The organism is Solibacillus isronensis (assembly GCF_023715405.1).
Lineage (GTDB): Bacteria > Bacillota > Bacilli > Bacillales_A > Planococcaceae > Solibacillus > Solibacillus isronensis_B.
In genome coordinates this window covers 2046989-2060093 of the sequence record NZ_JAMBOC010000001.1, presented here as the reverse complement: position 1 = coordinate 2060093, position 13105 = coordinate 2046989, and the positions used below count along the sequence as shown (strand labels likewise).

The 13105-nt window shown below is 39.1% G+C and carries 10 protein-coding genes; 8 read left to right on the top strand and 2 right to left on the bottom strand.

From position 1 onward, the window contains the following. Window positions 1–24 precede the first annotated feature (24 nt). Window positions 25–378, top strand: a complete 354-nt coding sequence (locus tag M3166_RS10405; protein WP_251689758.1) for a hypothetical protein — start codon at window positions 25–27, stop codon at window positions 376–378. Window positions 379–383: 5 nt separating this feature from the next. On the opposite strand, the gene M3166_RS10400 is transcribed toward M3166_RS10405, so the two are convergent. Further along, complete coding sequence (locus M3166_RS10400; protein ID WP_251689756.1) at window positions 384–875, bottom strand: competence protein ComK; 492 nt, start codon at window positions 873–875, stop codon at window positions 384–386. A gap of 187 nt (window positions 876–1062) precedes the next feature. On the opposite strand from M3166_RS10400, the gene M3166_RS10395 reads away from it, so the two are divergent. From M3166_RS10395 to M3166_RS10365, 7 genes are all read left to right on the top strand, one after another. Further along, window positions 1063–1302 carry an IDEAL domain-containing protein gene (locus M3166_RS10395; RefSeq protein WP_251689754.1) on the top strand — a complete coding sequence of 80 codons (240 nt, stop codon included), beginning with the start codon at window positions 1063–1065 and terminating at the stop codon, window positions 1300–1302. Window positions 1303–1660: 358 nt separating this feature from the next. Next, complete coding sequence (uvrB, locus tag M3166_RS10390) at window positions 1661–3643, top strand: excinuclease ABC subunit UvrB (RefSeq protein ID WP_251689752.1); 1983 nt, start codon at window positions 1661–1663, stop codon at window positions 3641–3643. Between the two features lie 5 nt (window positions 3644–3648). Further along, a complete protein-coding gene (uvrA, locus tag M3166_RS10385; protein ID WP_251689750.1) occupies window positions 3649–6516 on the top strand; it encodes an excinuclease ABC subunit UvrA in 2868 nt (955 codons plus the stop codon). 86 nt (window positions 6517–6602) lie between these two features. Continuing rightward, window positions 6603–7817, top strand: a complete 1215-nt coding sequence (locus M3166_RS10380) for a DUF4097 family beta strand repeat-containing protein (protein WP_251689748.1) — start codon at window positions 6603–6605, stop codon at window positions 7815–7817. Between the two features lie 505 nt (window positions 7818–8322). Further along, window positions 8323–9009 carry a cell division ATP-binding protein FtsE gene (gene ftsE, locus M3166_RS10375; RefSeq protein ID WP_008403596.1) on the top strand — a complete coding sequence of 229 codons (687 nt, stop codon included), beginning with the start codon at window positions 8323–8325 and terminating at the stop codon, window positions 9007–9009. Then, the gene (gene ftsX / locus M3166_RS10370) at window positions 8999–9895 is read left to right on the top strand and encodes a permease-like cell division protein FtsX (protein WP_251689746.1); all 897 of its coding nucleotides are present in this window, start codon (window positions 8999–9001) and stop codon (window positions 9893–9895) included. The genes ftsE and ftsX overlap by 11 nt, the downstream gene beginning before the upstream one ends. A gap of 121 nt (window positions 9896–10016) precedes the next feature. Next, window positions 10017–11318 carry a murein hydrolase activator EnvC family protein gene (locus M3166_RS10365; protein WP_251689744.1) on the top strand — a complete coding sequence of 434 codons (1302 nt, stop codon included), beginning with the start codon at window positions 10017–10019 and terminating at the stop codon, window positions 11316–11318. Between the two features lie 24 nt (window positions 11319–11342). Here the strand turns inward: M3166_RS10365 and M3166_RS10360 are convergent, their stop codons facing one another. Beyond that, the gene (locus M3166_RS10360) at window positions 11343–13040 is read right to left on the bottom strand and encodes a sensor domain-containing diguanylate cyclase (protein ID WP_251689742.1); all 1698 of its coding nucleotides are present in this window, start codon (window positions 13038–13040) and stop codon (window positions 11343–11345) included. Between the last annotated feature and the right edge of the window lie 65 nt (window positions 13041–13105).

Here is a 13105-nt window from a genome sequence, read left to right as displayed (position 1 = left end):
TTCTTATCGATTGGAGGTATTCGTATGCTGCAAATTCCTTCTAAAACGATTCCGTATTATGAGGCTGGGATTTATTTGCCGTTGCTGTTAATTATTCTTGGGAAAGATTACACAATAGTGGAGCAAAGTCCGTTCAAATTTAAAAATCCCTATTTGCAATTAATCGATGCTGTACGTATCAAAATAGAGCATGACTTAAAAGAAACGAAGGACTATTTTAAACTTCATCAGATGCGCTTAGTGAGAGGCAAAACGGATGATTTGTTTACCGAGTATCATTTTTACTTTGGGGGAATCATGGAGTGTAGAAGATATTCGAATATTCGCCTTCGTAATCATAGTGAGTTACTTCTTGCTGAATATTTTAAAAAAAGCTGATGCTCTTATAAGATCGCATTGCGCTGTAAAAGCAAATATTTATAGTACATCGCAGCGCGTACATATTGCTGGTTGAATGATTTCATATTGATATCCAGACTAATCTCAGTATTATCTACAAAAGTTACGAGCGTTTTATCACCGTCTTCACTAATATTAATAATAGGATTCAAAGATAACCATATATTTTGAGGTGAAAACGGTGAAAATAGCGGGAATAAAATGCACGGATCCCCGAAATCATAGGCCACCATTATCGGCAATTTATGTTTATTCTCTCCGAAGAATCGTCTCGCCTGATATTTGCTGGCGTCATAGGAACTTCCATGCAGGCGACACGTATCGCGAATAATTTTTAAAGGTTTATACGGAGAAGTAGATTGGCCGTACTTGTCCAAAATGGCAGTGTGAATTTTATCTCGATGCTGATAGGACCTTAAACAGAAGGTAGAGTTAGAAATAATGTAATTGGTTTTTTGTGTTAAATTACTAATCATTTTGTATCCCCTATCTTTCCTACTTTTTTAATCGCTTAAATTTTCACTATACATCTAAACTACTGCATAAACTGCTAAAAATCAACATTATATTTAGAAAATTCTGTCATATGATAATTTTTCAGAATATATTGCAAATTAAATGACTTTTAATTTATAATGGTTAAAAGAGGTCGAGGTGATATCGATGGATAAATATTATTCGTATACAGACTTTTTAAAAGCGGTTAGTCAGCAGTCCACTGAACATCATGCAGAGAAGCTATTGAATGAAATTTATTTAGATTTATTTATTAGTCGGTTGCAGCGCATGCAACGTATTGAACAATTAAAGCTACTTATCGATACATCGTTAGATCAGAAGAACGAACAAGCATTTCTCAGCTATACTACAGAGTTAAAAGAGTTATTGGAAACTGTTTCTTAGAAGCCATCCTATTCCAGGTGGCTTTTTTTTATTGGCAAGCAGCGGGTTTCAGCTGTTTTCTAATAAGTGATAGAAAGTTTCTAATAAAATTAAAATAGTTCTAATAAATTGGTTAGTTTCTAATAAAAAGGATAATTCTTCTAATAAGTGCTAGAGATTTTCGAATAACCGGTCCCAAACTTCAAATAAGTCACCGAACTTTTCTAATATCCGCCACCAAAGTTCTAATAAATCCAGCCCACCTAAAAAGACACACAACCACATTAAATTCGAATGTACGTTCGCAATTTTATCGTAAATTAAAAACGGGTATGTTAAAATAGAAGATAATATAAGCGACAGAAAGGACAATCTGAATATGACAGAAACATTTACAATACAGTCCGCCTATCAGCCTGCCGGGGATCAGCCGGAAGCAATTAAACAGCTCATACAAGGGGTTAAAGAAGGCAAGCGTCACCAGACATTGCTTGGGGCGACAGGTACGGGTAAAACATTTACGATATCCAATGTGATTAAAGAAGTGAACAAGCCGACGCTCGTGATGGCACACAATAAAACACTGGCCGGCCAATTATATAGTGAGTTTAAAGAATTTTTCCCGGACAATGCGGTTGAGTATTTCGTCAGCTACTATGACTATTTCCAGCCGGAAGCGTATGTACCGCAAACGGATACGTACATTGAAAAGGATTCAAGTATTAATGAAGAAATCGATAAATTGCGCCATTCGGCAACGACTGCGTTATTTGAACGGAAAGACGTTATTATTATCGCGTCCGTATCGTGTATTTACGGTCTCGGTAATCCGGAAGAATATCGCGAAATGGTCGTTTCCATTCGTACAGGAATGGAAATCGAGCGCAATCAGTTATTGCGAAAACTAGTCGACATTCAATATGAGCGTAATGATATTAACTTTACACGCGGTACGTTCCGAGTGCGCGGGGATGTTGTCGAAATTTTCCCGGCATCACGCGATGAACACTGTATCCGTATCGAATTTTTCGGCGATGAAGTAGACCGAATCCGTGAAGTGGATGCACTGACGGGCGAAATTTTAGGGGACCGTCAGCACGTAGCCATTTTCCCGGCATCCCACTTCGTTACCCGCGAAGAGAAGATGAAAGTTGCCATTGAAAATATCGAAAAAGAGCTGGAGGAGCGTCTTGCTGTCCTGCGTTCGGAAGACCGATTACTGGAAGCGCAGCGTTTGGAGCAACGGACAAACTATGATTTGGAAATGATGAAGGAAATGGGCTTTTGCTCAGGTATCGAAAACTATTCGCGCCATTTAACATTGCGTGAAGCAGGGGCGACACCGTATACATTACTCGATTACTTCCCAGAGGACTTTTTGCTTGTTGTTGATGAAAGCCATGTTACATTACCGCAAGTACGTGGTATGTATAATGGAGACCAGGCTCGTAAAGGGGTATTGGTCGAACATGGTTTCCGTTTGCCGTCCGCATTGGATAACCGCCCGCTCATGTTTGACGAGTTTCAGTCAAAAGTAAGCCAGGCCATTTATGTGTCGGCAACACCGGGTCCATACGAATTAGAGCACACACCGGACATGGTAGAGCAGATTATTCGTCCGACAGGGCTGCTTGATCCGACAATTGATATCCGTCCGATTGAAGGGCAAATTGATGATTTGATTGATGAAATCCATGAGCGTATTCGCCGTAATGAACGGACATTAATCACAACATTAACGAAGAAAATGTCCGAAGATTTATCAAGCTATTTAAAAGAAATGGGCTTGAAAGTCGAATACTTGCACTCGGAAATCAAAACGCTGGAACGGATCGAAATTATCCGGGAGCTTCGTAAAGGGACATATGATGTGTTGATCGGCATTAACTTACTGCGGGAAGGCCTAGATATTCCGGAAGTTTCCCTTGTCGCGATTTTAGATGCGGACAAGGAAGGGTTCCTCCGTTCAGAACGTTCACTCATTCAAACAATTGGACGTGCTGCACGTAACTCGAACGGTCATGTCATTCTATATGCCAATAATATGACGGATTCAATGACAAAAGCGATCAGTGAAACGAAGCGCCGTCGTGAAACTCAAATGGCATACAATGAAAAACATGGTATTACACCGAAAACTATTATTAAAAAGATTCCTGAAATTATCCGTGCTACACAAGCTGCGGAAGGGGAAGAAACATATATTACAAAAGTGACAGGCGGCAAAAAGCTGACGAAAAAAGAGCTGGAGAAGCTTGTTGAGACATTGCAAGTTGAAATGAAAGAAGCCGCAAAAGCGCTGGACTTTGAACGCGCGGCTGAATTACGTGACATGATATTTGAATTGAAAGCAGAAGGGTGAACAATGTGAAAAATACAGAAATTGTCGTACAAGGTGCACGAGCGCATAATTTAAAAAATATTGATGTCACAATTCCTCGCGATAAAATTGTCGTTGTGACAGGTCTTTCAGGTTCCGGTAAATCTTCATTGGCATTCGATACAATTTATGCGGAAGGGCAGCGCCGTTACGTCGAATCATTGTCTGCATATGCACGACAATTTTTAGGGCAGATGGACAAGCCGGATGTCGATACAATTGAAGGACTGTCTCCGGCCATTTCGATCGACCAGAAGACGACGAGCCGTAACCCGCGCTCAACTGTCGGGACAGTAACGGAAATTTACGATTATTTACGTCTCCTTTTTGCGCGGATCGGAAAACCTTACTGCCCGACACATGGGATTGAAATTACATCACAGACAGTTGAGCAAATGGTCGACCGCCTGATGGAATATCCGGAGCGCACGAAAATGCAGCTGCTTGCCCCTGTTATTGAAGGGAAAAAAGGAACGCATGTAAAGCTGCTTGAAGACTTGAAAAAACAAGGCTTTGTGCGTATCCGTGCAAACGGGGAACTGCGTGATCTCGATGACAATATCGAGTTGGATAAAAATAAAAAGCACACGATTGAAGTAGTCGTGGACCGTGTTGTCGTAAAAGAGGGCAATGAAACACGTTTAAGTGATTCACTTGAAGCAGCGCTCAGAATTGCGGATGGTCGCGTTCTAGTCGATGTGATCGATCATGAGGAACTGTTATTCAGTGAGCATCATGCATGTCCGCTATGCGGATTTTCAATTGGTGAACTGGAACCGCGCATGTTCTCATTCAACAGTCCATTTGGGGCTTGCCCTACATGTGACGGGCTTGGTAGTAAGGCAAAGGCCGATATCGACTTAGTCATTCACAACTGGGATTTAACATTGCTTGAAAATGCGATTGCACCATGGGAATCCGTATCGTCCAACTATTACCCGCAGCTGTTGGCATCGGTATGTAAACATTACAATATTCCAATGGATGTGCCGGTAAAAGATATTCCTAAGGAAAAAATGGACAAAATTTTATACGGTTCAGGAAAAGAGAAAATTCTCTTCGAATATACGAATGATTATGGCAGTATGCATAAGAAAAATATCGAATTTGAAGGCGTCATCGCGAATATCGAGCGCCGCTTTACAGATTCATCTTCAGACTATGTGCGTGAATCAATGCAAAAGTACATGACCGAACAGCCTTGTGCTACTTGTAAAGGGCACCGTCTGAAAAAGGAAACATTGGCCGTAAAAATTAAAGACCAAAATATTTCGGAAGCGACTCGACATTCCATTCAGGAAATGTATGAGTTCTTTAGTTCAGTAGAATTAACGGAAAAAGAACGCCAGATTGCAAATTTAATTATTCGTGAAGTTATTGAACGACTGAAGTTCTTATTGGACGTTGGTTTAAACTATTTAACACTTGCACGGTCTGCTGGAACATTATCCGGCGGGGAAGCACAGCGGATCCGACTGGCAACACAGATCGGCTCCCGTTTAACAGGTGTTCTTTATATTTTGGACGAGCCGTCAATCGGGTTGCACCAGCGTGACAATGACCGGTTAATTAATACACTTGTAAATATGCGCGACCTCGGTAATACATTAATTATCGTCGAGCATGATGAAGATACGATGATGGCAGCAGACCATTTAATCGATATCGGGCCGGGTGCCGGTGTACATGGCGGTCAAGTCATTGCGCAAGGGACACCAAAGCAAGTAATGAAAAACAAAGAGTCGATTACCGGTCAATATTTAAGCGGGAAGAAATTTATTCCGCTTCCGCTTGAACGCCGTAAATCAGATGGCCGAAAAATAAAGATTAAAGGCGCTTCTGAAAATAACTTGAAAAATGTCAGTGTCGATATTCCATTAGGGCAGTTCATCGCCGTTACAGGTGTGTCAGGTTCCGGTAAATCGACATTGGTAAATGAAATCTTATATAAGTCACTTGCATCAAAACTGAACCGTGCAAAAGTGAAGCCGGGTAAGCATAAAACAATAGAAGGTTTAGAACAGCTGGAGAAAGTAATCGATGTGGACCAATCGCCAATCGGCCGTACTCCACGTTCAAACCCGGCAACGTATATTGGCGTATTCGATGATATTCGTGATGTTTTTGCGATGACGAATGAAGCGAAAGTGCGCGGCTATAAAAAAGGACGTTTTTCGTTCAACGTAAAAGGCGGACGTTGTGAAGCTTGTCGTGGGGATGGCATTATTAAAATCGAGATGCACTTCTTACCGGATGTTTATGTGCCGTGTGAAATATGTCACGGGAAGCGTTATAACCGTGAAACACTGGAAGTAAAATATAAAGATAAAAATATTTCCGATATTTTGGAGATGACGGTAGAAGATGCGTTGGAGTTTTTCGGGAACTTGCCAAAAATCCAGCGTAAACTGCAAACGATCGTCGATGTCGGTCTTGGCTATGTGAAGCTTGGTCAGCCAGCGACAACATTATCTGGCGGTGAAGCACAGCGTGTAAAATTGGCGTCGGAATTGCATCGTCGTTCAACCGGCAAGTCGTTTTATATTTTGGATGAGCCAACGACCGGTTTGCATGCGGATGATATTTCCCGTTTATTGATTGTACTGCAGCGCTTAGTTGAAAACGGGGAGACCGTGCTTGTTATTGAACATAATCTCGATGTTATCAAAACTGCCGACCATATTATTGATTTAGGTCCTGAAGGCGGCGAAGGTGGCGGTACAATTTTAGCGACAGGTACACCGGAGAAAATAGCCGAAGTGAAAGAAAGCTATACTGGACGCTACTTAAAACCGATTCTGGAACGTGATCGTGAACGTATGGAATCAAGAATTAAAGAAGCGCAAAATAAATAGATTGAAAAACTAAGAGCGCAAACGAAACTTTTCTTTCTCCCTCCTCGTATAATAACTATATACGAAGCAGAGGGAGGAATTTTTTTATGCAAGAAGAACGTAAACGCATTTTAAAATTAGTTGAAAGCGGTACAATTACGGCAGAAGAGGCGATTGTATTACTGGAAAAATTGTCGTCGGAAAAGGAATCCACTCCAGCACAAGCAGCACCAGTCGAACAACCGGTTTTTGAAGAAAAGTATGAAGAAGAGCCGCATAAGGCAGAACCGGTTTTTGAAGAACAAAAAGAAAAACGTAAAACAACAGGATTTGAAGATATTTTCGGCAAGTCATTTAACGATAAAGAATTCAATAAAAAAATGGACGAGTTTATGGGCGATATTAAGCAGGATTTATCGCAATTCAGCACACGCATGACAGGGTTAGTCGGTGCAGCTTTATCAAAGTTTAAAGAGCTTGATATTGATACACCGTTCGGAGAAAAAGTGGAATTCACTAAAACGTATGCTTACCCTGTAGCTGATGTTAAAGGGGTAGAGCTGGAAATCGCCAATGGTAAGGTGGATATCGTACGTGCAACGGATGATTTAGTTACTGTGAATGTGACAGGGAAAACACCGTTAAAAGGTACTGAGGAAGAAACGATTGCACAGGCAACGGAAAACATGTCGAAGCTGACAAATGACAAATTATTTATTCAATCAACAAATAAATTTGCACAAGTGAAAGTCCAAGTAGCTATTCCAGAAAAACATTATGATGTAGTCATTGCGAAACTATTAACAGGTAGCGTTTCAATCGAACAGGTTGATGCAAAGCTAGTAAAAGCGCGTACACATAACGGCGTAATCCGTCTGGAAAATGCAACATTTGATCATGCGGAACTGCAAACGAGCAATGGTGCAGTAGAAGCCCGTCATATTAAAGGTGAAGATCTGGAAATCTGCACAGCAAATGGACGTATTTACGTTGACGGTGAATTAAATGAAGTCGAAGCTGAATCGATGAATGGACATGTTGTTATCACAACAACAAGTGCGGAAGCGCATAAAATCAAGGCACGTGCACTAGCAGGTTCAGTAGAAATTTATGTTCCGAAAACAGTCGCACTGGATGGCCAGGTTTTCTCAAACTTCGGAAAAGCAGATATCGGTTTAAGTGATGTACTGGTTACAGAAGAAGAGGAGCAATTCCTGTCAAAATCAGTCCGTTTCACAAAAGAACTGGAAGGTGCGAAACTCCTGAAATTAGTAGGGGAATCTCGCACAGGAACAGTAATAGTACGTTATACACTGCTATAGGGGTAGGATTTACCAGGGTTTCGGAAGACTCAAAGCAACAACAAACTCATTAATAAAATCAGGCATCCATCTTCTCATAAAGAATTTGGATGCTTTTAATTTTGTTTTCCGCCAAATCTCCAATTAAAAGTCACAAACTGCCGCATTCCTACATAGAAAAATGTAATTTCTAAAAAACTACCTATAAATACCATAATAATCCAAATGCTGAGAAGGGTTTTCACTGAAAACGTCGAATAATTAAAAATAGTGTAGAGTATTTTATTATATTAAGAACATTTCATACTTTAACAAATACATTACGAAAACCAAAAAATAAGTGTATTTCTATGAAAATTTAGCGACAATTGATTTCTTTTAATGTTGTCATGGCGGTGCAGAGAGTTTGAAAACGAGGCGGGGCTTACATTGAAAAGAAAATGTAATAAAATTTGAGCCTGAAAATGCTATAATGGGTAAGACTAAAATTTAAAATACTAGATATTGAGCTTAGGTGGTTTCGTGAATGATTGAAATGAATAATGTAGTGAAGAAGTATCCTAATGGGGTCGTCGCCGCAAACGGGATTACGGTTCATATAAAAAAGGGTGAATTTGTATATATAGTTGGCCCGAGTGGAGCAGGTAAATCGACATTTATTAAATTGATGTACCGTGAAGAAAAACCGACTTCCGGCGATGTCATCATTAATGGTATTAACTTGAGAACGCTAAAAAATAATCGCGTACCTCATTTACGCCGTCATCTTGGTGTCGTCTTCCAGGACTTTAAATTATTGCCGCGCTTAACAGTATATGAAAATGTAGCGTTCGCGATGGAAGTAATTGAAGAACAGCCAAGTGTCATTCGTAAACGGGTAATGGAAGTACTCGAACTGGTGGGATTAAAGCATAAAGTGCGAATGCTGCCGAATGAGCTGTCAGGTGGAGAACAGCAACGTGTTGCAATTGCCCGCTCGATTGTGAACCGTCCAAAAGTGATGATTGCGGACGAGCCTACAGGAAATTTAGACCCGGAAACTTCGTGGGAAATTATGAATATTTTTGAGGAAATCAATCGCCAAGGTACGACGATTTTAATGGCAACACATAACCGTGAAATCGTAAATACTGTGCGTAAAAGAGTTATTGCTATTGAAGGCGGAATGATCGTCCGTGATGAGTACGGAGGTGACTACGGCTATGAAAACTAGAACAATTGCCCGTCATTTCCGTGAAAGTTTTAAATCATTAGGCCGTAACAGCTGGATGACACTCGCTTCAATCAGTGCTGTAACGGTCACATTATTATTGGTCGGTGTATTTGCAGCGATTATGATGAATTTAAACAAAGTCGCTTCCGATTTGGAAAACGATGTTGAAATTCGTGTCATGATCGATATTATTCCGGAAGCGGAAGAAGCGAAACTGGCAGAAGAACAGCTTCTTGACGAGATTCATAATATGCCGGATGTCGAGGAAGTTACATATTCTTCAAAAGAACAAGAATTAAGCAAGTTAATCAAAGATTTTGGCGATGAATTAAGTTTATTCGAACAGAACAACCCGTTATACAATGTATTGTATGTCAAAGCTGTCGATCCTTTGAAAACAGCTGATGTCGCAAAACAGATTGATAGCTTAGACAATACTTTTGAAGTAAAATATGGCGAGGGTAAAGTAGAAAAACTATTTAACTTCTTAGAAATCGCTCGTAATGTTGGACTCGTATTGATTTTAGGACTGCTGTTCACAGCGATGTTCTTAATCTCTAATACAATTCGCATTACGATTATTGCACGTAAAGATGAAATTGAAATTATGAAGCTTGTAGGGGCTACAAATTCTTTCGTCCGCATTCCATTTGTATTGGAAGGAATGTGGCTTGGTTTGATTGGATCTATTATTCCAGTCGCAGCCGTTACAATTGCTTATTACAATATTTATGATTTATTGGCACCTCGATTAAAAGGGGAATTATTCCAATTGTTAGAAGTAACACCACTTATGTACCAGGTGAATGGTTTAATTATTTTCATCGGGATGTTCATCGGTATATGGGGAAGTTTCATGTCAGTTCGTAAGTTTTTAAAAGTATAACTTCTTTCAGCGACTGTCACACATTGCCAAGGCAAAATTGACAATGACGAAAATAGTGGGAAGTGGCTCGTTTTGAGACAAAAAGAGCCACTCTTACCCATGCATTTAGGGGGAAAAGTTTTTGAAGAAGCTAACGACGCGTTCATTTAAAACCATTGCAGCAATACTTGCGCTAGTGCTATTTGTTCAAATACCGGCAGCATCTGCAGCAACATTAGATGAACTGAAAAAAGAGCGCAGTCAACTCGAAGCAGAAAAGAAAAACATTAATAAATCACTTGAACAAAAAACAAATGAGATTCAAACAAACCAAAACAGACAGCAAAAAATCATTTCACAACTAGAGCAACTTGGTGCTGAAATTAATGAAACGAACCATAAAATTGCCGTTGTCGAATTGGATATTGAAATTGCAAACGAAGAAATTTCTATTTTAGAAGATGAAATCGCAGAATTAAAAGAGAAGATCGAACAGCGAAATGAGCTATTGCGTGAACGTGCTCGCGCGATTCAGTCATCAGGTACAGTAAGTTACCTTGACGTATTGCTTGGAGCAAATAGTTTCGTAGACTTTATCGATCGTTTTTCTGCTGTAAGCACACTTATGGACGCTGATCGTCAAATTATGCGTGAGCAAAAAGAAGACCAGGAAAAGCTTGAAGTTCAAAAGCTGGAGCTTGTGAAGAAAAAAGAAAACCTTGAAGCGAATAAAGCGAAATTAAAAAGTTTGATGGCTTCATTAAATCAACAAAAGAAAGAAAAGAAAAAATTAGTAGCAGAGCTTGAAAAAGAAGAAGCGAAACTACGATCTGAGAAAACAGAACTTAAAGCTGAATACGATGATAAAGTAGAATTAAGTAAAGAGCTGGAAGAGAAGTTTCTTAAAGAACAGCGCCGATTAGCGGAAGTTGCCCGTCAAAAGGCATTGGAAGCTGCGGCTGCTAAAAAGAAAAAACAAAACAGCAGTAGCAATAGTGCTGTAAGTTCCGGAAACTTGCCGGTTGTTTCGGCAGGAAATTGGACAAGACCTGCAGCGGGTCGCTTTACATCAGGGTTCGGCAGACGTGATATTGGACCAATCGGAAGTAAAAATCACTTAGGAATTGACATTGCCAACTCAATCGGTACACCGGTTGTTGCAGCAGCTGATGGTGTTGTTTCGTATGTTGGTTCGATGAATGGTTACGGTAACGTAGTAATGGTTACTCACTCGATTGAAGGACAATTATTCACAACAACGTATGCCCATTTAAGCGGATTTAACACGAGTGTTGGGGCATCGGTTTCAAAAGGTCAGCAAATTGCACGACTTGGAAATTCAGGTAACTCAACAGGACCTCATGTACACTTTGAGATCCATGTCGGTGAATGGAACGGCAGTCGTTCAAACGCCGTAAACCCATTAAATTATATTTCACTGTAACATAGAGAAAAGACCAAACTTTAATTAAAGTTTGGTCTTTTTATTTGTGTATGAAGAAAGGTTGGGAGAGTTAACGTTATATAATTTATAGCAATTTTTCCCGCTTTCTTTAGCCTCGTATAGGGCAATATCTGCTTTTTTTATTAAACTGGATTCCGTAAAATTCAATTGACTAGATGCCGTTGCGATTCCCATGCTTGTTGTAACCGTTAAGGTATGCCCGTTCAGTTTCCAAGGCTGCTGGATAGCGTGGTTGATTCTTTCTGCAATTTCTATTGCATTATAGCTTTGAATGTTTGAGAGGAGAATAACAAATTCATCTCCGCCTAATCTTGCCACCATGTCATGATCACGGATAGTTGATTTAATACGAGAACCAAATTCTTTAATAACCGCATCTCCTGTATCATGGCCATAAGTATCGTTAATCAGTTTGAAATGGTCAATATCTAAAAGTATTAGAGCAAGAGGTGTATTATTTGTTAGAAACTGTTCTTTTGCAAACGCAAATTGTTCTTTAAAAAATAAACGATTTGGAAGATCTGATAAACTATCGTGATAAGCAAAATATTTCAATTTGGATTCATATTCTCTTCTTAAGGTAATGTCTCTAGTGAGTACAACCAGATGCTGAAAAGTATTTTTTTGGTTGAACACGGGATTTCCGATGGATTCACACCAAATCATATCTCCTTTAGCATTTTTTTGTCTAAATTGAATAGTAAAAGGTTCACCTGAACTGATCGAATTACGGACAGTTTCTACTAAACGTTCTTGATCATCTATATGGACATTATGAAGGAAACTTTTCTTAAGATATTCCTGATGGTAGTAACCTAATATATTTTTATAAGATGGGGAAACATATGTAATTTCTCCATCTTTATTAACAAGTGTAATTAAGTCATGAGCATTCTCTGCAATAATACGAAAACGTTTTTCACTTTCTTCCAGCTTGTTAATGCTCTGTAACTGTTCAGTGATATCTTTCAAAATTCCGTATAATCCAATGATTTTCTCATCGATCAAAAGCGGGATGATTTTAAAAATGATGTTAATTTGCTCGCCATTTTTATTTTTAAAGTTTAAATCTCCACTTTGATTAGTTCCTTTAAGTGCTTCGCTTATCAAATTATCAAAGTTGCCGGTATCTTCTTTGTCTAATAACTCTTTAAGTGGTTTTCCAAATAATTCTTTTATTTTATAACCGGTAATATGTTCAGTCGCTTCATTTCCATCTGTAATATAACCCATTTTATTTAAAATAAAAATGCCGTCTGTATTATGAAAAAATAAAGAATGATAACGCTCATTACTTTCAGCCAGTCCACTTATCATTTCCATTGCATCTGAAAGCGCATTTCTTTCATGTGTAATATCGCGTACAACCGCTATGATTCGATCAACTTTACCTTTTTCATCAAAAAAGGGGCTTAAATCGGTTTCGGCATAATACTTTTTACCATTCTCTTCGTAAACATCTTCATAAGTATAGCTTTTTTGACTTTCAACAACTTTGCTGTATTGCTTATATAAAAATATTGCCTTTTCCTTTGGTTCAATCTCCATAATGCTTGAGCCAATAATCTGGTTAGACAAATTTAAACGTTTCATTGCAGCGGTATTAATAAACTGAAAACGAAAATCATTGTTTACAACTTTAAGAATAAAGACCATATCTTTAATACCGTTCATTAAAACTTCTTGATAAAATTTCTCCATAAAAGTTCCCCTTGTTTTAACTGGACTAAAATTTATTTCTTCTGAAGTAAGTATGGGCATCTTCA

Excerpts from the sequence above, each read along its gene's own strand:
- M3166_RS10405 (WP_251689758.1), top strand. The coding sequence starts at position 25 with ATGCTGCAAATTCCTTCTAAAACGATTCCGTATTATGAGGCTGGGATT.
- M3166_RS10400 (WP_251689756.1), bottom strand. The coding sequence starts at position 875 with ATGATTAGTAATTTAACACAAAAAACCAATTACATTATTTCTAACTCT.
- M3166_RS10395 (WP_251689754.1), top strand. The coding sequence starts at position 1,063 with ATGGATAAATATTATTCGTATACAGACTTTTTAAAAGCGGTTAGTCAG.
- uvrB (WP_251689752.1), top strand. The coding sequence starts at position 1,661 with ATGACAGAAACATTTACAATACAGTCCGCCTATCAGCCTGCCGGGGAT.
- M3166_RS10380 (WP_251689748.1), top strand. The coding sequence starts at position 6,603 with ATGCAAGAAGAACGTAAACGCATTTTAAAATTAGTTGAAAGCGGTACA.
- ftsE (WP_008403596.1), top strand. The coding sequence starts at position 8,323 with ATGATTGAAATGAATAATGTAGTGAAGAAGTATCCTAATGGGGTCGTC.
- ftsX (WP_251689746.1), top strand. The coding sequence starts at position 8,999 with ATGAAAACTAGAACAATTGCCCGTCATTTCCGTGAAAGTTTTAAATCA.
- M3166_RS10360 (WP_251689742.1), bottom strand. The coding sequence starts at position 13,040 with ATGGAGAAATTTTATCAAGAAGTTTTAATGAACGGTATTAAAGATATG.